Here is a 24308-nt window from a genome sequence, read left to right on the forward strand (position 1 = left end):
ACAATAATGTTTTATATACTGGCGTTAGCAATGATTTGATTCGTCGTGTCTATGAGCACAAAAATAAGCTAGTTGCTGGATTCACCAAAAAATACAACGTGGATCGATTGGTATACTATGAAGCTTGTGGGAGTATCATTGTAGCCATTGAACGAGAAAAACAAATCAAGGGTTGGTCACGAAAAAAGAAGCATGATTTGATTAATGCATTGAACCCAGAGTGGAATGATTTGTATCAATCGATTCTTTAAAAACTGTTCCACCTGACAGGAGATCCCTCACCCTCGCTGCGCTCGGGTTCGGGATGACGTGGGGAGTTACGTTCCAGATAGGATTTCAAATAATCAATGGCCTTATTGGTTAATGGATCGAAATAACTCTGAATAGAAAAGCTTACCGCATATTGTTCGGGGCTTTCCTCATCATAGCCGCAGTTGACATAAGTGTTGTAGATAAACCGATTGGCAGAGATTTTTTTGGAAAAAACCCGATCTATTTCATCTTGCACTTCCGCGCAACTGAGCTTTAATCCTGTAACATTACCGCGAACGCGAACAATTTGAGTTGGAAAATCAATGGTTCGTTGCTCCATTAGATTCAGATCAGGCCGTTCCTGTTCATTGCTATAGTGTCTGGTTAAGGTATTTTTATTCTTCGGTAATGAGGAAAAAGTAAGATGCTCGGAACTATTATTATCAGAATTAGCAAAAGCCAGCAGTGGCGATAAAAGCAAAGCGCTCAGTAAAAAGCTCATTTTCATAACAAACTCCTTTTTTAATTAATTAGAATTCCATTCTTTTCGGATTAGAAAGCTGTGTAATAATTACACTAACCCGGGATGATGCACAGAATATCTTATCTCGTTTTGAGGTCAGATCCTAACTCAATAGCACAAACATAGGTCAGGATTTATCAAGCTCTTTAAATATGTATTTTATTTATTACAAACGCACACGGAATCAAGCGTTTAAAATTGTTTGAGGGCTGTTTTGAGGCTGTTAGACAGTCAAGAGAATAATTTCATATAAAAGAGGAATTTAAAATAAAACTTGTATAAAATCACCCATTAAAAATGGACGCCTATTCATAGAGTTAAATATAAACGCGGCGAACTACAAATTACGTTTCACCCGCGCTGGATGAAGATGAAGTAGTATTAAGGATAAGTAGATGAAGAGAACGGAAGCAAATTCAAAACCCAGTATCACTGCCCTATCGGTTGTTGCAGCCTATTTAAGGGCTCTAAAGGCTGGATATATGAATTATTTCACTGAAGCGGATTTAAAAATTACCGAGCATGTTGTTAATACAGCTATTTCTTCAGAACCAAGTTTTGCTTTATCCTGTCTTATGAATAGTTTGCCCCGGCTTCCCTCATTTTTTGAACAGGCTTTTTATAATTATTTAGTCGCACCGGGCTACGATAATTTAATGTTAACTAGAAAGCTTATGATCAACAATCTACTCAGACAGCGAATTACTAACAATGAAGTACAACAAATCGTTATTTTGGCGGGAGGGTATGATACTCGTGCTTTAATTTTAGCGTTAGAGTTTCAAGATAAAGAAGAATTAAAGATTTATGAGTTAGATTTGGATGGTCCAACTCGAAATAATAAATTAAAAGCGATAAGGACGCTTCCGGAACAAGGGGAGTTAACGATTGCTGAGCTATCAAGCGAGGCTTGTCAGGTCAATAACAATTTATATTATATAGCTTGTGATTTCTCTGCAGATAGCATGGAAGAATCCTTGCTGAAATATGGGTTTGATAGAGAACAAAATACAATAGTCATTGCCGAAGGATTAATGATTTATTTGAATGAGGGAACTATCAAAAAAATATTAACCTCTGTTTATTCGCTAATAAATGAAGGTGATAATTTTTTTATTAGTTTCAATACATCCATCAGCAGTTCGCTGACTGAAGGAACGGTAATTAGTTCAACAAACGAAAACTATAAATTTTCGTTAAGACCCGAGCAAGCAATACCCTTTGTTGGGGCGTCAGGATTTGATGTCACTGGGAAAATTGATCATTCCAATCGTTTGTCTTTTATTGGTGACAAATCAAACGCAAAAATTTATAAAGACAAAAATTCTAAATATAAAGATGAAATTTATTATTTACTGGAAAAATCATCAGTAATTGCTGCTTTAAAGCAATATAGAACTGTTGAAGAGGTTCCCGATCTCGATATGGATTTTGCAATGAACACCGGTTTATCTATGAGTAAATAGGAGGATATTTTGGTTAGCACTTTAATGCAGATGGCTCGCCAATGTCTAAAGACATATTTGATTATCTGCATTTTTCATCATAAAGCTATCGATTAAAATCATCGAGGCTCTGGACTATCGAAAGAAAAATCCTGCACCTGCTTAAAGCCTAATAGGCCACCATAATTTTCGATAATGGATCAAGATGCTTATTGGTTTCTAAAAATTTATCTTGTTTTTTGTCAGAGAGTTCTCTTAACGAATTTATTCATCTGAAAAATAAGTATTATATAATTTCATGTATGTATTATCTTTTTCTATTGCTTTTAATGCGTTATTAATACGATCGATTAATTCTTGATTCTTGGGCGAAGCCAGAATTACTATGCCGTCTCCAATTTCATCTACATCGCCTAATGGCTTAAATTGATTACCTCCCTCATGAGTCCAATAATTTACTGATGAGCGATTGAGAAAGGCAGCCGATATGGTTTTATTGTGTAAATCTGCCAAGACATCTTCAATGTCTTCATAGAGTTTAATTTGAAATAGTTTTGAGTAATGTTCTAATAAATATTCATAAAACAATCCCCCATTGAGCGGGTTTTGCAAAATACCGACTTTTTTTCCTTGTAATCCGTTAATCGAATTAATTTGACTATTTTTTAAAACGAGAAACTGTCCTTTGCTTAACATATAGGGCAAGCTGAAAATGAAATTGGTTTTCAACTCATAAGAAATTGGAATCCCTCCCATTGCCAAATCAACTTTACCCTCTTGTAGTTTTTTGTAGAGTTCATTGATTCCCATTGGAATAAAGTTACATTGTTCTTTTAAGCGCTGACATAGTAGTTGTGCCAAATCAATATCAAATCCATTTTTTGGAGAGAAAATGTAAGGTGGTTTAAATATAAGAGTCCCAATATTAATCGTGGTATAACCGATTGAAGAGAAAAGAAGACCCAGCGCCATTAAAATGGTTTTAATTGGCATTATTTTAACTCCTTTTAATAATTCACAGATCCATCGTTATATTTAAATATAATACCTAGATTATATAATAGTTAAAAAAGATAAATATTTGTTTCAGAGAACGATTTATCCTTTATACATTCATTGTTGGCACGTACACCTTTTTAGCCCGTTCATGAGACGAGCTATCGTGCCAACATTTAAGTTGATTTTAACCCAAGTTAGTATTACCTCTTGGGTGAAGGCGCAAACCGTAACCCGAGTTATGCTGTTTTTCATTCACGCTGCATGTTCTTAGTACTCCATTGCGGCACTATCTGTGTGTGAATGAGACTCAATTAGATAGGAAATCGCCTGCTTATTTAAGCTATGATCTCGTGTATATTTAAAATTGACATCCGGTCTTGTTAAGGATTGAGCGAGTGATATTTTTAGCTCGTTGTGTAACTGCTCAAATAGGTGCTTATCATGTGTTAATAAATTTTTTACCTGCAGCTCCAGTACCAAAGCAACCCAAGGAGTAGCCTGTGGTATAATTGCCTCCAAGATTTTTTGCAATCTTTCTTTTTCGAGGGGGCTATCTTTCTTAATCTGGGCGATGATTATTGCAAAATCTGCATGTCGCTCAAGTGGGGCATGGGAGCTAATCGTTGCAAATTGTTCTGGAGATAAAACACGGGCTGCCATTTCACAAAAAGGTTCTTGAGTATTTCTAAAAATTTCCCAAAATTTGTTTTCTTTCAGAGCTCTTTCTAATTGAGATTTAGTTATATTTTCTAAAATAATCTTTAGCCTATTTTCTCTACAATCTATATTTGATTTATTGTTTATTGTTTTCGAATCGAGTAACCAAATGTGGTTTAGCAGATTTGTAAATCCTGCTGCAGATGCAGCTCGTTCTACAAGCATTTTAATTCGATAATCAGGCAAGCTATCTAACTCTGCAATTATTCTTTCTTCACTCAACATAAATGTTGCGGCATTTAAATCGCGTATGAATGCATCAAAATCATCATCGCTCCAATCCTTTCTTTGAACAGCGCTGCTCGTATAGACTGGCTTGGTAACTATCGGAACTGGGGCCCATTTTTTTGCAGGATGGGATGTAGGTGTGCTATGTGATATGTTTGATTGTGATGCTTCAAGCTCTTTTTTGTACGCTTGCAAATTAACATGAATGTAATGGTCGACTAATTTTATCAGCTCTATCTTAAACGATGGTGGATGCGCCATATGGCTTATTTGAGTGATGAGCGATATTCTAATGTCCCCTGTAGCATAAGGCATAATAGAAACAAGTTTACCTAATAAGTAAGGGCTGGGTTTGAGTTTCTTGAGCATTGAATTTAGCGTTTCATGCCGCCTACTATTAGCTGCAAACAACTCCAATTGCTTACGAGTAAATGTATTCACTGCACAATCAGCAAACGCGTCCTTATTTAATACGTTTAAGAAGTCGGATGAGTCAAAAGATGCCTTTAATTGTTCTTCAGAAAGTGCTTCGAGCATTATTGCAAATTTGCGTGCTTTATTTTCTCTTTTTGAGATTTCAAATTCAAATCCGCTAAATTGACGCCATAAATAATCCAGTTCGGTTGAACCAAACTTGCCATTTTTTTTATTGGCACTGAGTTTACTCACAAATAATTTAATGTCCTTGTTGCTCATCTGCTCCAAGAGATCCCAGAAATCATTTTTTGCAATGGCTGGAGTTTTGATTCGCGTAATTAGTTTTTCGATATAGAGTTCTTTTACTTTAGAGGAGTCATCTTCTATTTTAAGTGGAACTTGTGCCTCATCTTGAGCTATAACTTGATTTACTTTAACTAGAAATAGCTGAATTTCCACGGAATGATTGGCCTCACGGGATGGAGCGGTTTGAGGCATCTCTGCTTTTGTTTTTGACTCGGTCCTGGAAAAAAAGGAATCGGAAACAGCACTTGGTTTGGGTGTTGGCATCGTGCCTTTGGTTTCTTTTGTGGCTTTGGGGGCGATAATTGGAACTGTAGCCTTATCCTGTAGTTCAGTGGATTTACTATTTACCAACGGTTCCTTTTGTTCGCTAGAATTTAGAACATTTGGTCTGGAACGTACTAATTCTATTCCGAGAATAATTAAATTTATAGAGCCAAAGGAGGCTATTCTTATTCCTTCAAAACCTGATTCCAATGGATCTCTTCTGTCAATGATACTCTTTAACACGCTGAAAATTCCTCCTAAATGAGAAATGGGGGCGGTTAATATACATCCGAACAGACCAAGCAAAATAAGCAAGAGACCGCCAAGGCGCTTTAAATAATAAGATAGTACGGATTCGTTTAAAATGTTATGGAGCATATTTCAATTCCAATATTTGAAAGTTTAGGTGCGAAACTTAAGCCGTTCGAGCTCTTCTATCAACACATTGCGTTGTTTTTTTCCTTCATAAACGGATGTTTGGGATCGAGTGAGTCCCTGCAAACGAATATTAGGTGTAATCAGGACGCAATTTCTAACATCATTCAACGATGTGTATCGTTTGATATGAACATACAAGGTGTTCTCGTTTCAATAGCCAGAAGTTTTTGTCATTACTGGAAATGTAATTAGGTTAGCGTCCACTCTTAGTCAAGTTTTTTAATACCCAACGAAAAAAATCCCGAACGACTTGTCTCACGAGAGTATTCTTACTGATTGTTACCAATATAGAAGATTCTGATGTTGTTGTTTTCTCTTGGGGCGTTGCAGTTGAGGCATCCATTGCTGTGCTTTGTTTCTTTTCCTCCAGCATTTCTGATGCGGAATGCGGATTTTCTGGACGAGCATAGCGTTGATATAAATGAGATTTGTTTAGTATGTGCTGTGCTTCATCTTCAGATAAGACCCCCATTCTTGATTCTGGTGGTCTAATCAAACATTGAATTAATGGGGTTGGCTGTCCTTCTGCATCAAGAGCACTCAAAAGCGCTTCACCAATACTCAGTGTAGTTAACATGTGCTCTGTATCATAATGAGTTGAGGGTGGAAAGTTTTGTGCAACTAATTTCATTGCCTGCCGATCTTTTGCGGTAAATGCTCGTAGTGCATGTTGAATTTTTAATCCGAGCTGTCCCAAAACAGCCTCCGGGATATCGTTTGGTGTTTGCGTGCAAAAAATTAAGCCGACACCTTTGGAGCGAATTAATTTAACTATAGTGTCTAATGTATTTAATAAGGCTTTACTGGCATTTTTGAAAATCAGATGCGCCTCGTCAATAAATAAAACCAATTTGGGCTTATCAGGATCGCCCAACTCGGGTAGTTGGCGGTAAATATCAGTAAGTAATTTGAGCATAAATGTTGAAAAGAGTTGTGGTCGATCTTGCATGTCCATTAAACGAACAATCGAGATAATTCCCTGGCCATTTTCATTGCATTGTAATAAATCATCAATTTTGAACGCGGGTTCACCAAAGAAATCTTTGCCACCCTGGGATTCCAATTCAACAATTTTACGCATAATGGAGCCTATGGAGGCTGTAGCGACACTACCATACTGAGATTCTATTTCTACATTACCTTCCTTGCTTTGGACATATTGCAATAAGGCTTTAAAATCTTGTAAATCAACGAGCGGCATGCCATTGTCTTTAGCATATTCAAATAGAATAGTGACAACTCCTGCCTGGGTTTCGTTGACTCCTAACATCCTTGAAAAAAGCAGTGCACCAAAATCAGAAACAATGGCACGCAAAGGAATTCCAGCCACACTACTTAGCGTATATAATTCTACGGGATATCCCCGCGGATTAAACGAGAGTTGGAGCGATTTGCATCGCTTTTCAATACCTGAGCTGGCCTCACCAGGCATTGCCAAACCGGAAATATCCCCTTTAATATCCATGACCAGACAAGGAACTCCAGCCAAAGACAATTGCTCAGAAAGCACTTGCATGGTTTTGGTTTTCCCACTTCCTGTCGCTCCAGCAATTAAGCCATGGCGGTTAAACGATTTGAGCACCAGATTGACGGGGGTACTTTTTAATATTTTATCTTGAACAACAATACCTCCGAGCTGTAAGGATGCAATACCTTTGGGTGCTTCATAAGGAGTGCTGAGATCTTCATACATAAAAACATCCTTGTTGCAGTTTCATATGAATTAATTATATGCATTAATTTAGATTATTGTTGGGGCAAGGAGCAATCGTCACTTATGGTGCTTGAATAGTAAATTCAGTATTACCATCGCTTAGATAACCTATTGCACCATCATCTGACTCCACGAGGACCTCGATCGTTGCAAGGTAGTCGCCAGTCGGCAAATTAAAGGCCTCAAGATCAAGCGATTTCATATTTAGAATATACTCATCAGCAAAAATATCCTCGTTTATATTCGCGCAGCCATAATAATTGTGGGATCTAATACATAGCTTACGGGTTATATTAAAATAGCCTGGTTCATTATGAGTATAGCCATAGATCTCCACAAAACTCCGACTTTTTATTGTAGTGATTCGCTCCTTATCTGGAGTGACTACGGATATTTCCTGGCTTGGATGAATGAGTATCTTGGTTGCATTTTCTGAAAATCCAGAGTGATTTACCTTACTTTTTAGCTTATGGAATACCTCCGCGTTGATATCGGAAAAACTATAGGTTAGTTTTATATTGCCAGTTATCCACTCATTATGAGTTATTAACTTGCCTGAAGACATGTTTTTAGCAAAAGCATCATAGGTCATAAGAAAAAATATTCCTATGATAAAAGAAAAAATCCATTTCATTGTTTATACCTAAATCAAAGAGTTATCATAAAATTTAGTGCATTATATAAGGCACTAAATAAGTTATAAGCTACATCAAAATGCAATCAAATCAAGCTTAACCATACAGAATTCTTCTCTAGAAAAAAAGAACCAACACCTTTGTGCAATTTATCTATTTGGGAAAACCAAAGAAGAGGACACCGGTAGAACTCAGGCAAGTATTCAAAAAAATCAGAGTGCCAATGAACCTTAGTAAATTTTTTTATTGGGTATTATTTTGAACTAGCTTGTATATTAACAAGGAACTAACAAGCGGGTAAGCTTTTGGCTTAACCCACATGAGCAATGTATAAGGAGGTATAAATAATACAAGCAAAATACCTTTGTAACGATTTTAAGATAAACTTTTAATAACTTCTCCGGTATACCTATATTTTATGTTAGATAGTTCATTTTCTATAGTTAGATTAACTTTATAGATTGCATCATTAATTGCCTCAGTCAGCAGCGTACATGTTTTTGTTTTATTATCTAATTCGGAATAGGCGGGATCCAAGGAGAGTTCTAAAATTTGATGAGTACCATCTACCTTTGCTTTAGCAAGTCCATTACTGGAAGCTCCTTCAACAACCAATGACTCTAATTCCTCTAGTTTTGCGGCTATTTCTGCTTCCATCTGGATTCCTTTGGCTCTAATTACTTTCAAAGTACCCGCTCCAAGGCTTTTTAAAATATTTTCATCTACTGTAAACATATTTGCTGATTTCATTATTCTATCTCCCATATAGGTACGCTTAATGTATTAAATCGAAATTGATGCTAAGGCTTTTATAACTTGGGCCCCTCTGGTTTTTCGGGGATGTTTGTTTTTCCCAGTCCATATTTTGCTAATACTTGAGGTACTTGAGTAGTCAACTGTTCTGATACCACTGAATTATTGCTAACGCCTCGAGCAAAATTGTCGAATGCTCGTATTGAAATGATACCAATAATTGCCTGCATGGATTCTTTTGTATCTTCTGTTTTTAAATCTCGTTCAGCGATTACCTTGATGAGTTCTCCACCGGCATAGATCGTGGCTGAATAACAATTGGATCGGAAAAGATTGCACGATTGTTCATCACAAATCGCTTTATTTGTTCTTGCTATGACCTCTTTTATTTCCTGCCCCCTAACAACCACAAATTCTGAATGAGCAACGTCCTCTTTATTAATTTTTCGTAATGCGATGGATGAGTGAAAGAAAGGAGATTTTTGCGTGATATCTGCAAAACCTTGTTTGCGTGCAAAACCCACTTCAAACAGTTCATCATCTTTGATCGTATCCAAGTCATCACTGAGCATTTTTTCCGGTTGAACACGTACTTTTGGAGTTTGGCCTTTTTTTCCAAACATCTCTACTACAAAATCACTACCTGCAAATAAATCAAAATGTTTCTCGTTATCTAGCTGCGTTCCCAATGACTTAAACCAGATAGAACTCGTATGTATTTTCTGCTGTAGATGCTCCTTGGGGGTTTTATCAGTATCTCGTACGTAACCGGGGCTTTGCCTACCCAAGATGAGCCAATTTTTTTGATCTGCATCGACAATATCAGAAGTATCCTCGAGCTTAGTTTGTAGTGCCGTCATGTTTTGCTGTAGTTGTTGATACTTGTATGCATCATATGCAAGAAGAAGAGTACCAGCTCCCGATGTGCCTATTAATTTGCCAGCATGTCGCCCCATTAGTGCAAACATTATGATCTCCGCAATAATCAATTTTAACAACATTTTGTCTAATTATAGACTATGGTGACTTTTATTTTTTCATCAGATGCGGTTGACGAGAGCTGGTTACTGTGTTTAAGATACTAAATAAAGTACACTCTGTGTTGAATTGGCATTAAAGGGAGTTGGCATTATGCTTGCAAAGTTAGCAAAGATAGTAAATCCTCTAGAATATACGAAAACTACGACTGCCTGGAGCAGGTATGCTCTGTTTCAGACGAGGAATAGATCTCACAAATTATTGACTAAAGATGAAGTGCCCACCCCAGAAAAATCAATTTCATTCAGCCCAGAACCCATAGAGCCCGATAAAATGCGCTCATTGGATGATTCATCTAAAGATGACACTTTTGAATTAATGTTTGCGACCAAACCCGGGCTACCGCTTCCTTGCATGCCGATAAGCCATTCTGCTATTGCCTTAAAAAACAGTAAGAACGGTTCTTTTTCTGTATATGGACGCCAAAGTCCGTGGGATTTCTCGCAATGGTTGCGGAATGGAGTAACGTTCCATACTCAAAAAGATAATGAAAAAAAATACTTAAGCAGCGGATATAACTTTGTTGGCTATCCCACAGGCGTTTCTTTTACTCAGCAAGAAATTAATAAATTTCTTGATTCAGCAGATCAACTCATTAATCAAAAGCAAATGTGTAACATGTATCGCTCCAATTGCTATTCCTACTCAACGACAGCATTAAGCTTTGCTATTGAAACGTTATTAGAACGACCTCATTTTGATGCCAAGTCGATTAGTCGCATCATCGATGTTTTAGAGGAACACCCCTTACAAGATCATTTTTCTATTGGCGTTCGAAATAATCCCCTTGTTGTTGATAAGCTCACATCTGTTCTTTCCGAAGTTCAAAAGAAAACCGCTTCCTTACAAGCTCCTACACATGCAGACAAGCAATTGCATGATAAAGCGGATCTTTTATATACGAAGCTTAAAAATAACAGTCAAGAACAGAGCGAAATGACGATGCGTAGGTAAGTTCTGTTATTTTTGATAGAGTTTTAATCCTTTAAATCTGATCGAATGTATGATGGAAAACGATACTGAACACCTGATAATTACCTATGGAAATGACCTCTTAATTTTTGCAGATCGTTTATTGCATCAATCTGTAAATGAGCCTCGCATTCAAGGGATGATTAATATTGTGCAACAAATGGCGTGTGTGCAAGCATCGTTGTCAGATAACTCGGAATTAGATACAGTAGCCGCTAAAAAATTACTTAAAAAACTTCAAGGGAAACTTTATACGTTACTCACTGAAAAGAATGGTTATACAACGTGGTTCACAAAAATTGTTGATCATTATTGCGATGAAGATCCAGAGTTGAAACAGCGATTGAATGATTTTGTTCAACATGCGATTGGTCCAGTAGTAAAGCTATCCGAGTTTGTTCGTGGCGACAAAAAATCATTGGCAATTGAGTTTCCAAATCAGAAAATGCGCGATCTATTTTTGCATCAATCGGGCATAAATAAAGAAAATGATTTAATAGTTGTTACTGAGAATAGGGTTTATCTCCCAGCTTTTTTGTCGGAAAGTCAATTACTCGGTGTTCTTTTTACCACAGTCAAGTTAAAGGAACACTTTATACGCTTACTTAATTTAGATAAGACACATTTTATCGTTTCTGATTCGACTGACTGCAACCTATATTTTACAGATAGGCGCATACATGACACTGCCTCAAAATTTCACCTTGCAGTACTATGTCCCTATTTTACTGAATATTATAAAATACGATATGCCTCTTATATGATTGCGCAAGCCTATCGTGATGGTAATAGTTTCTTTAGTGCGGCCCAGCTCCCTATAGAGCTGGCAGCAGAAATTGCATCGAATGTTTCTTCGTCCGATGTAATTTCTGAAGATGAGAAAACGCAGATTGCAATCGCCAATTTTCGTCGACCTAGCGCTTAATGTAATAGGTATATGTTACATCATCATCTGTTTTGGCTGATGTTTTTTCAATATCATAACGTGTTGACTTTTTTGGAGGTGTATCGGAGTCATCCTTTGCAAATAAGGTATGCCTACTTACATTTTTAAAGCCCAAACAGTTTGGCTTAGGCCGTTCAGTGGGAGCTCCGGCATCGCAAGTTTTCGTTTGTACGGTAACTGATTTTTCACCGAATTCACTCAGTCCGCTGTAGTACAGTTCTACAGAGCCGCTATTATCCAGGTTAATCGCATCGCTACAATTGAGCGCTTCAAATAAACCCGCGAACTCTTCTGCAGTGACACCAACATTACGATCAGGATTATGGATCACCATGACCACAAGAGTTTGACCATTATTTTTGTAGCCGACTCCCGTGCGTGGTAATCGATTTGAATGGTTATTATTTAAGTCTGGTGTTTTTAGTTGAGTTTTGTCTTTTAAAATAATAAACCCGGAAACAGCATCTTTATGATCATAAAAATGTTGATCTTTTGCCAATTCGACATCAATATTATCATGAGCAATCACCACTGCTTTTTTACCTGCGCGATCAAAGGTGATCGTATCTAGCCCAACATTATTTTGATCCAGCACTTTATGAGTGGACACCAGTTCACCATTACTCAGCGATAATCCAGCAAGATAGGTACGTGGTTGTGTTCTGGGGTTGATTTTTTCTCCAGCGTTTGGAATACCCGTTGCCCATACATTAAACCAGTTGGCATTGATTAATAAATCCGGTTTATCTGTATTTTGATATCCTCTCTGCCAGTTGTCACGCCACTCCTTTAAAGTGAACAACGGTACATCAAACTGCCCCCCTTCATAGGGATTACCATATCGGTCGGGAAATTGAGGGCCATTGGGTACAAAGGTTTTATATTCAGAGAGTGGAATTTCAACATAATAACCCTGAATTTTTTCGCGGTGAGGATTTTTACTTAAAATCTCATCAAACTGTTCTAGAGATCGTACGTCTTTTATTGCTGTCGCACTCTTAATGCGGGCAATTTTCTCATTAACTTTATCGGTTTTGGTTTGAAACTTGCTAAACACAGACCATCCTCATTTTGATTCAAATTGGATTTACCTTATTTTAATTGTGTATATAATAACCTTAATTTATTAAGGAATTATTAAAAATAGGATAATGTGCTTATTTTATTTGCATATTTTGAGCTGTTTGCCGCAAATAATTCCCGCTCTTACTCTTTTTTAAACGCCAGATTTCTTATCTGTTCGGAGATTAAAACGTGCAAAACAATGTAACGCTAGGAGATAAATATATTCCCATGCCGTGAGTAAAATTAATTATAGAAACGCGTCCACCTTCGTAGGGTTCGATAACCTGCTCTGAATAGTGTATGCACTTTTCCTGTCGTTTTTAGTTTTTTTTCCGAGATTAATTCTTCCAAGGCCTCTTCAGGAGCAACTCGCGTTCCTTTATCCCAGCTAATGTACATTGGATAAAGCAATAAAGCCCCAGCAATTAATTCGTGTAGTTTTAGTTTTCGAGTGCGTCGAGGAGTGCTCATCATGTCTGTTGTTAATCCCCACCCTGCATAAAAGGGTAATCCGTAACATGTAACAGCTTTTCCTCTAAGGAGCGCTTCAAAACCAGCTAAAGAGGTCATGACGTGTACTTCATCTACATATTTTAAGAGATGATCGATCGACACATCATCAAGATATTCGTCACAATATTGATGGGTTTGATGCTCATCAATTCCTTTGGCCCGCAGGCCCGCAACGACGTCTGGATGGGGTTTATATATTAACCATGCGTCAGGGTTTTTCGTGCGTACGGCTCGAAGCAATTCTATATTTGATTTAATTTCTCCAGTTCCGAACGCAATTGATGCATCTGTTTCAACTTGGCCTGGGACTAGAATGATACGTCGGTCATTAGCAGATGGTTTCCATACTTGTCCTTTTAAATTATATTTTGTTACCCCATGTGCAACGATACGTTGATGAAAAGATGCTGCGCGCTCCAATAATGGTTCTGCAAACGTGGAGTACTGTAAAATATGTTCTAAATCAGATGGTTTGGTTCCATTATAATAGATTCCTTGAGTATCAATAACCCAAGATAAAGGACGTGTCAGGTCGGCACCTAGGCCAACCGAGCGTAGAAAACCATCTTCCAGTCGAGCAACTGAAATATCTTTTCTTAGCTTAGATGGAGTTGGGCGCGACCCCCAAAGCAAAAGGAGGCCTCCAGGTTTTATAGCACGTGTTCTCCGAACAAAGCGAATAGTATGATTTGCAAGAAATCGTCGGATAATGGGTCTTTTCCAATAAGGCATGCGCCAGACATAAATCATTGCATGACTAGGAATTTGCTTACTGCTATTGAGGTCATTGGGTTCTGTAGAAATGGTAAAAGCAGAAGAACTATTCTCTTCAGAGCCTACGATGTTCTGATTCGCAATAGATTGTATAAGATGTTCTGAAATCAAAAAATGCTTCCTCCAGATCGGTGCTTTATAGTCAGTTAATCGTTTTTTTTGTGCTTGTCTTAACCTACTGTCTGGTTGTGCATAATTCGTAATGATGTTTATCCATTGCACTGTATCTAGGGGATCAACATACTCGGGAATATTGTTGCCAATCTCTACTAGGGCAGGTGTGGTGCTCGCAATAACCGGAACACCGGCATTTAAGGCTTCAACCAATGGTAAGCCATATCCTTCAACAAATGAAGGAAATAAGAGCGCTTGAGCATGTTGCAAGCAAGACGATAACTCCTCATCGGAACATTGATTCCATTCAAAGACAAATCCACGCAGTTTGGAACAACGATCGAGCATACGCGTAATATGCTCACACTCCCATCCTCTCCGCCCAATAATAACGAGTTTGGGGGCCTTACTACCTAGTTGCTCAATTAAATTTTGCCATACATAAAGTAGCATAATATGGTTTTTACGAGGCTCAATCGTACCAATCACAACAAAATAGGGCGAGTCAATCGTTCGAGAACACAATAGTGATTGTGGCAAATCCACTCCAAGTGGAGCAATGCATATGGCAGGCAATTTTTTTTCCAGGGAGAGCGCAAACTTAAATAAAGCATTATATGTATCTTGAGAGTTCACAATAATGCCTTTGGCTAAGGTAAGTGCATGAATCATTCGCCGAGTATGCTTTTCTTTTTCACCTGCGCGGCAATACTCGGGATGAGTTATTGGAATTAAATCATGAATAAAACAAATGGGCGTCAATCTTATTCTTACAATTGCTTTGGCATATCGGGTTTGTGCTAAATCGCTATGTCCCAATAGAAGTAAAAAGCCATCATGCTTTGTTTCAAGAGCATGATGAATTGCGACTCGAAGGATAAAAGCAGACAAGCTAATACGACTTAACTTGCCAGACAACAACGAATGGAAAAGATATTTGGATTGTTTTTCAGATAAAATCCAAAGTCGCCCAAAATAATAAATAACACCACGTGCAGAATCCTGATAATGTTTTAAATAGGCTAGCATTACCCGATCAATTCCAGTTGGTTTCAGTTGTTGAAGCTGTCTTCGAATTAAACGAGTAACGTCAATATAAAGCGAATAAGACATGTGTTTTAACCATAATAGATAATTCCAGCTTGCAAATGGTGAATGGAAATAACAGCTAATGGATCAATTAAGGCTAAAGAAATAAGAGATTGCTTAATGAGGAAATTGCCTGTGCTTTGATTGCAATGACATCCAATGCGAATTGAGCAATATGATCCATTGGTGCTGCTCTGTATCCTGCAATTAATGGCATTTATATCATGAACGAATATCAAGAGGAAGATTCCGAGATGTAATATTTATGATTAGGTTTTGTTAAGTTTATTCCGGAGTATGAGCTAGGTTCAGGTCATATTTTAGTTGTTATTACTTGAGTTTTTTCTGTATATTACGTTCTTGTATTAGGGAAAACCAAATATGTATGAGAACCGTTGTAACTCTATTTTTCAAGGTAAGAACATCTTATTACTTCAAGGACCAGTAGGACCTTTTTTTGCTCATTTGGCCGCAAGCTTGAAAGCGCAAGGAGCCCGAGTATATAAAATTAATTTCAATGCTGGTGATTGCTTGTTTTTCTTGTTTGGAGCAGTGACCTATAGGCAAAGTATCGAAGAATGGCCTTTATGGCTGGAAGATTTTTTACAACGTTTTGATATCGATATTATTTTTCAATATGGGGATTGTCGCCCTATTCATCGTATAGCGACAGAAATCGCAGCACGACATGGGATAGAAGTTGCAGTTTTTGAAGAGGGTTATATTAGACCTAATTTTGTTACTCTGGAGTATATGGGGGTGAATGCAAATTCTCATGCGATTACCCATTTTCATTCAACTGAGGAGCGATACCAAGAGTTTCAATATCAGGAACAACAAATAGGACGCGCATACTGGCAGATGGTTTGGTATGGATTCTGCTATTTTACTGTAGGGGGGATAGGAAAGTTTCTTTTTAAAAATAATATTCACCATAGACCGCTTACAATTTTAGAGGCGGGGGTGTGGCTGCGTTCTGCGTGGAGAAAGTATTGGTATAAATGGCGCGAAGCGGATATTGAACAACAGTTACTGGGGGGATTACGGAAGCGCTATTTTTTAGTTCCGTTGCAAGTGTTTTCTGATTACCAGGTAACCACTCACTCGGGGTTCAAAGAAGTTGAACAATTTATAGAGCATATTATCGATTCTTTTGCCCAGGCATCAATGAACGATACCTTTCTCGTATTTAAACATCATCCTATGGACAGAGGATATGTAAATTACACCGATGTAATCAGGCGTTTGGCAATTAAAGCGCAAATAAAAGAACGCGTGATGTACATTCATGATCAGCACTTACCTTCATTACTCGAGAATGCGCTTGGAGTCGTAGTTATTAATAGTTCGGTTGGCATTTCTGCGTTACACCATAATGTACCTACCTTTGTGTGTGGTAATTGTTTTTACAATATTCCAGGACTTACCTATCAAGGTACACTTGATGATTTTTGGATATCAGCATCGCATACGGCTGTGGATCGTGATTTATACAAAAAATTTCTTAATTTTATAATTACAAAAACTCAATTAAATGGCAGTTTTTATAAAAGGTTTAAAAAAGATGCCTCGTTTGCTGGATTGATTGTTCAAAAATCTAATGCATTTTTTTTAAAAGTTGATAATAAGCAGAGCTAGTGTGGCGTGCACTTATGGTCTGTCATTGTTATTTTTAGCCAAGGACAGTAGAATGTCCCAATTATAATTTAAACAGTTTTTTTCTGGAATCGAGCCTAACTAAAAGGAGTTAGTTTGAAGCAATTTAATCGATTATTATCTGTCAATGGATTACCCTGGAAATCATCTTTTCAAAGCGCTTCCCTTTTTTTAAACAAAATAAATAAGTTATTCATACTCACAGTCATTATTCCTACGTTATTGGCTATTTTTTATTTTGGCTTCCTTGCTTCAGATGTGTATGTGTCTGAGTCGCGTTTTATTGTGCGCAGAGCAGGGCAACCTCCAATCAATTCGGGTTTATCTGCTTTACTGTCTTCTACCCATCTGTCCAAGGCAGAAGATGCTGATTATAGTATTCATGATTATATATTGTCTCGTGATGCCTTGTCTGAGCTGAACAAACGACTTAATTTGAAAACCCTTTATAGCGATAAAAATATTGATTTGTTTCATCGTTTTGCATTACTCGGATTGGATTCCAGTTTTGAATCACTTTATCGTTATTATAAAAATCGAATCCATATTGTCATTGATTCCTCCTCTTCCATTTCGACCTTGCAAGTTCGCGCGTTTACTGCCAAGGATGCATATCAAATCAATCAATATTTGCTGGCATTGGCCGAACAATTTATTAATCGGTTTAATATCCAATCAAGAAAGGATTATGTTGATTTTGCAAAAGCGGAAGTGGATTTAGCAATTCAAAAAGCAAAAGAAGCCAGTCTTGCTTTGTCGGACTATAGAGGTTTGAAAGGTGTTTTTGATCCTAATCGTGAATCTGCGATGAGGCTTCAGAATGTATCAAAGATGGAGGCCGAATTGATTGCCGCAAAAGGGCAATTATCCCAAATTCAGAGTTTGGCACCGCATAACCCCCACATTTCTTCACTGCGCAAAAATATTGAAACGCTACGATTATCAATCAACACTGAAAAAAACAAGGTTACTGGAAATCTGACTTCGCTCACGAATAAAGTGCGCCGCTATGAACGATTGGTTTTAGATAAAAAATTTGCCTACAAACAGCTTGTATTTGCTTTATCCTCATTAAAAAAAGCGCAAATCGAAGCGCAACGCAAGCAATTATATTTAGAGATGATTGCTCATCCTAATGAACCTGATAATTCATTTGAACCTTATCGTATCAGGAATATTTTTTCGATATTCATCTTGGGACTTATTTCTTGGGGGATTATATCCCTTCTGATTGCAAATGTTAAAGAGCATCTGGAATAAATTTAATTGTTAGGATTATGAATGTATGTATTGCAGTATTAATAAATATAAAATTAAACCTTCTTACTTGGCGGTAGTTGTTCTCTCAATCATCTCTTCAGGTTGCACCATGATGTCGAGTGGACCCAGTGCAAGAGTAGTCAGGCAAGCGGCTGAACCAGTAAATAGCGATGTTCAGTTGCTAGATATAACCCCAGACATTGCTCATCAATTAGCACGAGACAATAAAAATTATTTATTTTCTGATGCATTTAAACAGAATCGCTCAAATCGCTATAGTGTGGGGCCTGGAGATGTGCTCGATTTTTCAATCTGGGAAATCCCCCCTGCAACATTGTTTACTACTCCTACAATTGTTGGTCTTTCCGGGAAGACATCAAATCCTATGAACTCATTGCCATCGCAAGTGATTTCTCAAGAGGGGACAATCAGTTTTCCTTTTGCCGGCAAGATTCATGTCGCAGGGCTTAATGTACAACAAATTCAGGACAAAATAACACGGGCATTACAAGGCAAGGCAAATAAGCCTCAAGTGTTAGTTCGCCTCGCTAAAAATACTACTTCTGCGGTGACCATTGTGGGGGAAGTTGTTTCGAGTTTGCGCTTGCCATTAACACCCAGTAAAGAGCGATTACTGGATGCATTAGCTGCCGCAAAAGGTGTCAAGCCCCCAGTGAATAAAACCATGATTCAAGTAACCCGGGGACAAAAAGTACATTCCTTACCACTGGATATTATTATTCGTGATCCCAAACAAAATATTGTATTGCAGGCAGGTGATGTAATTACCGCCTTATTTCAATCTAAAAGCTTTACTGTATTAGGTGCAACAGGAAAAAGTGAAGAAATTAATTTTGAGGCTCAAGGAATTAATTTAGCTCAAGCTTTGGGACGCTCCGGCGGTCTTCAGGATCACCGCGCAGACATCAGCGGTGTGTTCATTTTTCGTTTTGAACAAGCTTCGGCGATTCATTGGCCACGAAAACCTGGATTCATTACTCCAGATGGAAAAGTACCGGTTATTTATAGGCTGGATTTAAAAAATCCTCGTAGTTTTTTTGTGGCTCAAAGTTTCCCGATCAAGGATCATGATATTCTGTATGTATCCAATGCTCCGGTTGCGGAACTGCAAAAATTCCTTGGAGTATTAGCGACGGCTACAGCACCACTGAATCCATTTTTATATGCAACCACAATAGCGGCCTCTTAAAAGAGCAGTCTTTTAAACTTGAGCTGAAATTCTTTGGATTCCAGGAGACGAGATCGTAGTCGCTCAAATGACCCAGATGATTTTTTGATTTTATTCAGCTCATCGGGTTCGGGATCGCGTGCAAGAATCAGGTTATATGCAAGCGTAATATCCTCTTCTTGAGGGGGGATGGTGCGCAGTGTGTCCGAAAACACATTGAACTTATCGTGATACAATTGATTTTTAAATTCCTCAGAAGAAAATAAACATTTCCTTAATTTTTCTACAGTGTCACAGGCTGAGAGTTGGTATTGAATCGTAAATTCATTTTCTGGCTCGCGCCCGAGTATAAAGCGATAGCCAGCAATGACATGCTCTCTGGTTGGTGCATTGATTCGTGTTGATTGATAAAAATCGTACGCATCATTTATTTTATCGAAGGAATAGAGTCGGCCTTTGCTGAGGACTGCTGCTGATTCACAATGTGTTTGTATATAAGTTGGATCATGAGACACAATAACAAGCGCTCGATCTTTTCTTTTTTCAAATAATTCTTCATAACACTTTTTGTGAAACCGATCATCACCTACAGCAATCACTTCATCAATTAAGAAACAATCAAATTCTACCGCCATTGAAATTGCGAAACTCAAACGCGCCCTCATTCCAGATGAATAGGATTTGATGGGTTCATGAAAATAGGTGCCAAGCTCGGCAAAATCATTTACAAACTCGATTTTATCGTTCATGAGCTCTTTTTTAATGCCATAAATTCTGCATATAAATCGAAGGCAATCGAGTCCGGTCTGATTGCCTTGAAATGCATCACCCAAGGCGAGTGGCCATGAAATGCTCATGCCTCGATGTATTTTCCCTGAACTTGGATGTTCGGCTCCACTAATGAGGCGGATCAAGGTTGATTTCCCGGAGCCATTGCGTCCTAAAATTCCTATTTTTTGACCTCGATCAATAGTTAAATTAATTTTATCAAGAACAGTACGCACACCCTGGCGAATAGGATAAACCTTGCTGAGATTTTCTATATGAATCATTCTGATCCCACACGTCTACTTGTTTCTTTTACCATAGCTAGGCTCAATAGACTTAAAACCAGGCAAAAAGAAGACATATATTGAATAGAATAATGAGTATGTACCGTGGATCCAAAAAATCCCTCCCGTACTAATTCAACCCCATGAATCATCGGTAACCATAAAACAATTTCCTGTACTTTTTGGGGCAGCCAGTCAACCATGAATGCTGCACCAGACATCGGAAAAAGTAAGTACGCTACGGTATGCCATAATCGCTCAACCGTTTCAAAGTGTTCGCTAATCGCACCAATCATCAATGCCAGGGCAACGGCAAACCATATAAGCAACAACCAACCGAATAAAATTGTTAAAATATTATCTGGAAAATCCATTAAACCCATGCTGATAAATGTTATTGATAAAATCAAAAAGGACATCGTTACGCTACTAATTTCAAGGGTTATGCGTGCTAAAAACAAGTGCAGTACTTCGATGTATCGGTGATGCAACAAACTGCGATTTGCTCGTACCGCCATGGTACACCGAGTTACTGTATTTCGCCATACAAGAACCGATGAATACCCGGTGAGCGCGAAGGCCGTAATGGGTAAACTGGAGCCGTGGGTGAGCCTCGTTAATGTCCATAATGTAGTTACTCCCAAGGTGAATAGCATGGGCTCTACGATGATCCATAAAAAACCAATATTGTGTCGGCCATAGCGAATCAAGATTTCTCGCATAAGCAGCGCGCCTATTACCCGAGCTTGTATTTTGAGTAAGGAATCCTTTTCCAGCGACATAAAAAATCCTATTTATTTAATGGCATTTTCTGAATGATAAATAGAGAAAATCGAATTGGGATAGAGTCTATCTTTGAGCTAAAACAATTGTTATTTATAATTGAAAAAGTATAATGGATTCACAAAAACAGGACAAGACTTATACCTTCGAGCCCCTTTAAACGGCGTATATGTATAAGTGTAAGAGGTCAATTTAACTGCTTGGCATTGAATAAGGATTTTTATGAGCTTCGTGTCTTTCGCACAAAATTTTGAAGACGTCATGTTGTGGCGAGCACTAAAGCATGTACAGAACGGATTTTATATTGATATTGGTGCTCAGCATCCAGTCATAGATTCTGTTAGTAAAGCGTTTTACGATAAGGGATGGCGTGGGATTCACATTGAACCGGTTCCTGAGTTTGTTGAGCTTTTGCGAAACGCGCGACCTGACGAAACAGTTTTGCAAATAGCATTATCTGATCATAATGGATTACTTGATTTTAATATTATTCCCGGAACAGGCTTAAGTACCGCCGTCGACCGCATAGCAGAGTCTCATCTCAATGAACTGGGATTTCACTCTCAGAAGGCGCAAGTGCCTACACTCACATTGCAATCAGCTATGAGTACTTTAGTTGAGAATGATGTTCATTGGATGAAAATTGATGTTGAAGGATTTGAAAAACAGGTTCTGAGTGGTTGGGATTATACGAGCTTACGTCCCTGGATAATAGTAATTGAAGCGACAGTTCCCCATTCATCTAAAATCAATTATGCGCAATGGGAGCCATTGCTTATTGCAGCCGACTACCTATTTGTTTATTTTGATGGACTCAACCGTTTTTATGTTGCCAAAGAACACCCAGAACTCATGGATGCTTTTATTAGCCCCCCTAATATATTTGATCAATGGCAGCTGACGGAGAGTTCATCGCTTTGTCACGAATTAGTGTCTGCTTATACAGTAAAAATTAATACCGTGTTGGAGCAAACAGCAAGCGAACTTAATTTAGCAAAAGAATATAATGCACAGCAACAAAACCATATTCAAAGTTTACAACAAGAAAAGGATGCTTTAGTCCAGGAGTTAGGGTTACAAAAAGAATACCTAGCGCACCATCAAGTATTCGTTCAAAATTTGCAACACGAATTAAATAGCGCTAATCAAAAATTAGGTTCTTTAAGCGAAGATCTTATCGTAACCAAAGAACATCATAGAGAAGAACAAGTACGTGCTCAGAATTTACAGTGGGAATTAAATAGTGCCAACCAAAAATTAGGCGCCCTGAGTGATGGGCTTATAGCAGAGAAAGAGTTTCGTAGAAAAGAACAGGAACATGCTCAAAATTTACAAAATGAATTAAATAGTGCCAACCAAAAATTAGCTTCTGTAAATGAAGAGCTTATTGAGGAAAAAGAACATTGTAGAAAAGAACAAGTACATTTTCAAAAATTACAAAATGAATTAAATAGTGCCAACCAAAAATTAGATTCCTTAAGTGATGAGCTTATAGAGGAAAAAGAACAGCGTAGAAAAGAACAAGCACATATTCAAAAATTACAAAATGAATTAAATAGTGCCAGCCAAAAATTAGACTCCTTAAATGAAGAGCTTATTGAGGAAAAAGAACGTCGTAGAAAAGAACAAACACATATTCAGACTTCGCAGCAAAATCATATAGCTCAAGTTTCAACAAAAAATCCAACTCACATCAAATCGCTTTTGTGTCGCCAAGGAGAGGATTTTATTTACCATGCTTATCTTTATGGATTGAACAGAGAACCTGATCCGGAAGGGATGCAGTATTTTCTTGAACAACTCGCTGTAGGGCGCGATAAAATATTGATATTAAGAGACTTAATAAACTCTCCTGAAGGACGAAGTAAAAAAACTCGGGTCAAGGGATTCAATAAGGCTTGGTTCCTTTATAGAAGGAGGAACTGGCCTGTGATTAGTCTGTATTTTAGAACAGTTTATGAAAAGAAAAATAGTAAAATCAAGCAACAGACATTATCCCCAGATAATACGAGTAAAGTGGAGTTTGAATTAGATCATTTATCGGAACATGAGCGTCATGTTTTTTATCAATTTAAAAAATGTATTGACGTTGGTGCTTGCTAAAAATAAGCATCAAAAGATTAACTTTGCCACACCATTTGAACCAGATGTTAATAAAGGATTGCACTATGTTAGAAAATACCTCCTGTTGGAAAACGGACTTGACAGAAAATCAGATTTATTTGGGGTATACATTCGAGGATTTAGAACGACTTGAAAAATATCAGACACAATCAGAAGTGGAAAATGGATTTTATACAGACTATTTTGGCATTAAAACCGATTTATCTTTTTTTTCTATTTACAATACACATCATGACCAATCTATCGGTAGGCTCCCTTTTCCTTGCGATACACTTCATGCTGAGGCACTTGAATATATCGGCGCCATCAAGGCAGTAGAAACTGCTAGAAATCGATTTGTATGCATCGAATTGGGCGCAGGCTATGGTCCTTGGTTGGTATTTGCCGCAAAAATTGCCCAACAAAATGGAATAAATGACATTACTCTTGTCGGCGTGGAGGCAGATAAAGAACGCATTGCTCTAATGAGAGCCCATTTTATTAAAAATGGGCTTCCTATATCGGAACATGATGAAATTAAAACTGAAAACCAGATCACGACGCGTTGCATTTATGGTGGAATTACTGAGAGTAATGGGCCTTTATTCTATGGAGCCAGTGGAATTGGTGATTGGGGTGGGGCGGTTTCGAATGATTCATCTGCAATGGATTACCGTGGATATGAGCTCGCCAAGAGTCGGGTTCCATCCTATACGATAGAAGATATATTACATGATTTTAACCATGTTGATTATGTCCATATGGATATTCAAGGTAGTGAATTTAAATCACTAAAACATTCAATCGAATCAATCAATAAAAAAGTTCGTTTTATGCTTATAGCAACCCATAGTCGGAAAATCGAAGGTGAGCTATTGGAGCTGCTTATCCAAAATAAGTGGACTTTACTTCATGAAAAACCGTGTAAATTTGATTTCAATCCAAAACTTTCTAATCTAACGGGTATGGCAACCTTAGATGGGATTCAGGTCTGGTTCAACGCAAATTTATAAGTAGATAGTGACGACATATTAAATTGAGCAAACCAATCTGTACTCGAGTT

At 37.8% G+C, this 24308-nt stretch carries 20 protein-coding genes; 9 read left to right on the forward strand and 11 right to left on the reverse strand.

Annotated features, from left to right (window positions below):
• Positions 1-251 (forward strand): GIY-YIG nuclease family protein (locus BW930_RS15210; RefSeq protein ID WP_076547582.1); only part of this gene is annotated, 251 nt, incomplete at its 5' end.
• On the opposite strand, the gene BW930_RS15215 is transcribed toward BW930_RS15210, so the two are convergent.
• Positions 248-760, reverse strand: a complete 513-nt coding sequence (locus BW930_RS15215) for an Lpg0189 family type II secretion system effector (RefSeq protein ID WP_175607553.1) — start codon at positions 758-760, stop codon at positions 248-250. The two genes, BW930_RS15210 and BW930_RS15215, sit on opposite strands and share 4 nt — an antisense overlap.
• 410 nt (positions 761-1170) lie before the next feature.
• Between BW930_RS15215 and BW930_RS15220 the strand changes: the two genes are divergently transcribed.
• Positions 1171-2241 (forward strand): class I SAM-dependent methyltransferase, encoded by a 1071-nt coding sequence (locus tag BW930_RS15220; RefSeq protein WP_058469410.1) that lies wholly within the window; start codon positions 1171-1173, stop codon positions 2239-2241.
• A gap of 243 nt (positions 2242-2484) precedes the next feature.
• Here BW930_RS15220 and BW930_RS15225 read toward each other — a convergent pair whose 3' ends face one another.
• The 6 genes from BW930_RS15225 to BW930_RS15250 all read right to left on the reverse strand — a co-directional run bounded on the left by BW930_RS15225 (position 2485) and on the right by BW930_RS15250 (position 9659).
• On the reverse strand, positions 2485-3213 hold the full coding sequence (locus tag BW930_RS15225) for a transporter substrate-binding domain-containing protein (RefSeq protein WP_058469411.1): 729 nt from the start codon (positions 3211-3213) through the stop codon (positions 2485-2487).
• 273 nt (positions 3214-3486) lie between these two features.
• The gene (locus BW930_RS15230) at positions 3487-5529 is read right to left on the reverse strand and encodes a hypothetical protein (protein WP_058469412.1); all 2043 of its coding nucleotides are present in this window, start codon (positions 5527-5529) and stop codon (positions 3487-3489) included.
• A gap of 253 nt (positions 5530-5782) precedes the next feature.
• Positions 5783-7282: a helicase HerA-like domain-containing protein gene (locus tag BW930_RS15235; protein WP_058469413.1), complete on the reverse strand. Its 1500-nt coding sequence runs from the start codon at positions 7280-7282 to the stop codon at positions 5783-5785.
• Positions 7283-7364: 82 nt separating this feature from the next.
• Positions 7365-7937, reverse strand: coding sequence for a hypothetical protein (locus tag BW930_RS15240; protein ID WP_058469414.1), 573 nt, complete (start codon positions 7935-7937; stop codon positions 7365-7367).
• 376 nt (positions 7938-8313) lie between these two features.
• Entirely contained in the window at positions 8314-8688 is a 375-nt protein-coding gene (locus tag BW930_RS15245; protein WP_058469415.1) for a YbaB/EbfC family nucleoid-associated protein, read from the reverse strand.
• Between the two features lie 59 nt (positions 8689-8747).
• Positions 8748-9659 carry a hypothetical protein gene (locus BW930_RS15250; RefSeq protein WP_058469416.1) on the reverse strand — a complete coding sequence of 304 codons (912 nt, stop codon included), beginning with the start codon at positions 9657-9659 and terminating at the stop codon, positions 8748-8750.
• 163 nt (positions 9660-9822) lie between these two features.
• Here BW930_RS15250 and BW930_RS15255 point away from each other — a divergent pair, with 163 nt between their 5' ends.
• Both BW930_RS15255 and BW930_RS15260 read left to right on the forward strand, forming a co-directional pair.
• The gene (locus tag BW930_RS15255; protein ID WP_058469417.1) at positions 9823-10683 is read left to right on the forward strand and encodes a hypothetical protein; all 861 of its coding nucleotides are present in this window, start codon (positions 9823-9825) and stop codon (positions 10681-10683) included.
• A gap of 49 nt (positions 10684-10732) precedes the next feature.
• Complete coding sequence (locus BW930_RS15260; protein WP_058469418.1) at positions 10733-11626, forward strand: hypothetical protein; 894 nt, start codon at positions 10733-10735, stop codon at positions 11624-11626.
• Here the strand turns inward: BW930_RS15260 and BW930_RS15265 are convergent.
• Together BW930_RS15265 and BW930_RS16875 are read right to left on the reverse strand one after the other, a co-directional pair.
• Positions 11616-12704 carry a phosphodiester glycosidase family protein gene (locus tag BW930_RS15265; protein WP_058469419.1) on the reverse strand — a complete coding sequence of 363 codons (1089 nt, stop codon included), beginning with the start codon at positions 12702-12704 and terminating at the stop codon, positions 11616-11618. The two genes, BW930_RS15260 and BW930_RS15265, sit on opposite strands and share 11 nt — an antisense overlap.
• A 251-nt stretch (positions 12705-12955) precedes the next feature.
• Positions 12956-15226, reverse strand: a complete 2271-nt coding sequence (locus tag BW930_RS16875; protein WP_082647095.1) for a capsular polysaccharide export protein, LipB/KpsS family — start codon at positions 15224-15226, stop codon at positions 12956-12958.
• A 357-nt stretch (positions 15227-15583) separates the two neighbouring features.
• On the opposite strand from BW930_RS16875, the gene BW930_RS15280 reads away from it, so the two are divergent.
• The 3 genes from BW930_RS15280 (at position 15584) to BW930_RS15290 (ending at position 19328) form a co-directional block, all read left to right on the forward strand.
• On the forward strand, positions 15584-16840 hold the full coding sequence (locus tag BW930_RS15280) for a capsule polysaccharide biogenesis protein (RefSeq protein ID WP_064276609.1): 1257 nt from the start codon (positions 15584-15586) through the stop codon (positions 16838-16840).
• Between the two features lie 114 nt (positions 16841-16954).
• Positions 16955-18118: a KpsE/RkpR family capsule polysaccharide export protein gene (locus tag BW930_RS15285; RefSeq protein ID WP_064276611.1), complete on the forward strand. Its 1164-nt coding sequence runs from the start codon at positions 16955-16957 to the stop codon at positions 18116-18118.
• Between the two features lie 25 nt (positions 18119-18143).
• Complete coding sequence (locus tag BW930_RS15290; RefSeq protein ID WP_115266240.1) at positions 18144-19328, forward strand: polysaccharide biosynthesis/export family protein; 1185 nt, start codon at positions 18144-18146, stop codon at positions 19326-19328.
• Here the strand turns inward: BW930_RS15290 and BW930_RS15295 are convergent.
• On the reverse strand, positions 19325-20359 hold the full coding sequence (locus BW930_RS15295) for an ABC transporter ATP-binding protein (RefSeq protein ID WP_064276613.1): 1035 nt from the start codon (positions 20357-20359) through the stop codon (positions 19325-19327). The two genes, BW930_RS15290 and BW930_RS15295, sit on opposite strands and share 4 nt — an antisense overlap.
• Positions 20356-21141 (reverse strand): ABC transporter permease, encoded by a 786-nt coding sequence (locus tag BW930_RS15300; protein WP_058469420.1) that lies wholly within the window; start codon positions 21139-21141, stop codon positions 20356-20358. The genes BW930_RS15295 and BW930_RS15300 overlap by 4 nt, the downstream gene beginning before the upstream one ends.
• Before the next feature lie 223 nt (positions 21142-21364).
• On the opposite strand from BW930_RS15300, the gene BW930_RS15305 reads away from it, so the two are divergent.
• Positions 21365-23245, forward strand: coding sequence for an FkbM family methyltransferase (locus BW930_RS15305; protein WP_058469421.1), 1881 nt, complete (start codon positions 21365-21367; stop codon positions 23243-23245).
• Positions 23246-23310: 65 nt separating this feature from the next.
• A complete protein-coding gene (locus tag BW930_RS15310; protein ID WP_058469422.1) occupies positions 23311-24258 on the forward strand; it encodes an FkbM family methyltransferase in 948 nt (315 codons plus the stop codon).
• Positions 24259-24308: the final 50 nt, after the last annotated feature.

It is taken from the genome of Fluoribacter gormanii (assembly GCF_900156395.1).
Taxonomy (GTDB): domain Bacteria; phylum Pseudomonadota; class Gammaproteobacteria; order Legionellales; family Legionellaceae; genus Legionella; species Legionella gormanii.

What these genes read in the sequence shown, in the direction of transcription:
- BW930_RS15215 (WP_175607553.1), bottom strand. Translation starts at nt 760, where the DNA reads ATGAAAATGAGCTTTTTACTGAGCGCTTTGCTTTTATCGCCACTGCTG.
- BW930_RS15220 (WP_058469410.1), top strand. Translation starts at nt 1,171, where the DNA reads ATGAAGAGAACGGAAGCAAATTCAAAACCCAGTATCACTGCCCTATCG.
- BW930_RS15225 (WP_058469411.1), bottom strand. Translation starts at nt 3,213, where the DNA reads ATGCCAATTAAAACCATTTTAATGGCGCTGGGTCTTCTTTTCTCTTCA.
- BW930_RS15230 (WP_058469412.1), bottom strand. Translation starts at nt 5,529, where the DNA reads ATGCTCCATAACATTTTAAACGAATCCGTACTATCTTATTATTTAAAG.
- BW930_RS15235 (WP_058469413.1), bottom strand. Translation starts at nt 7,282, where the DNA reads ATGTATGAAGATCTCAGCACTCCTTATGAAGCACCCAAAGGTATTGCA.
- BW930_RS15240 (WP_058469414.1), bottom strand. Translation starts at nt 7,937, where the DNA reads ATGAAATGGATTTTTTCTTTTATCATAGGAATATTTTTTCTTATGACC.
- BW930_RS15245 (WP_058469415.1), bottom strand. Translation starts at nt 8,688, where the DNA reads ATGAAATCAGCAAATATGTTTACAGTAGATGAAAATATTTTAAAAAGC.
- BW930_RS15250 (WP_058469416.1), bottom strand. Translation starts at nt 9,659, where the DNA reads ATGTTTGCACTAATGGGGCGACATGCTGGCAAATTAATAGGCACATCG.
- BW930_RS15255 (WP_058469417.1), top strand. Translation starts at nt 9,823, where the DNA reads ATGCTTGCAAAGTTAGCAAAGATAGTAAATCCTCTAGAATATACGAAA.
- BW930_RS15260 (WP_058469418.1), top strand. Translation starts at nt 10,733, where the DNA reads ATGATGGAAAACGATACTGAACACCTGATAATTACCTATGGAAATGAC.
- BW930_RS16875 (WP_082647095.1), bottom strand. Translation starts at nt 15,226, where the DNA reads ATGTCTTATTCGCTTTATATTGACGTTACTCGTTTAATTCGAAGACAG.
- BW930_RS15280 (WP_064276609.1), top strand. Translation starts at nt 15,584, where the DNA reads ATGTATGAGAACCGTTGTAACTCTATTTTTCAAGGTAAGAACATCTTA.
- BW930_RS15290 (WP_115266240.1), top strand. Translation starts at nt 18,144, where the DNA reads ATGTATTGCAGTATTAATAAATATAAAATTAAACCTTCTTACTTGGCG.
- BW930_RS15295 (WP_064276613.1), bottom strand. Translation starts at nt 20,359, where the DNA reads ATGATTCATATAGAAAATCTCAGCAAGGTTTATCCTATTCGCCAGGGT.
- BW930_RS15300 (WP_058469420.1), bottom strand. Translation starts at nt 21,141, where the DNA reads ATGTCGCTGGAAAAGGATTCCTTACTCAAAATACAAGCTCGGGTAATA.
- BW930_RS15305 (WP_058469421.1), top strand. Translation starts at nt 21,365, where the DNA reads ATGAGCTTCGTGTCTTTCGCACAAAATTTTGAAGACGTCATGTTGTGG.
- BW930_RS15310 (WP_058469422.1), top strand. Translation starts at nt 23,311, where the DNA reads ATGTTAGAAAATACCTCCTGTTGGAAAACGGACTTGACAGAAAATCAG.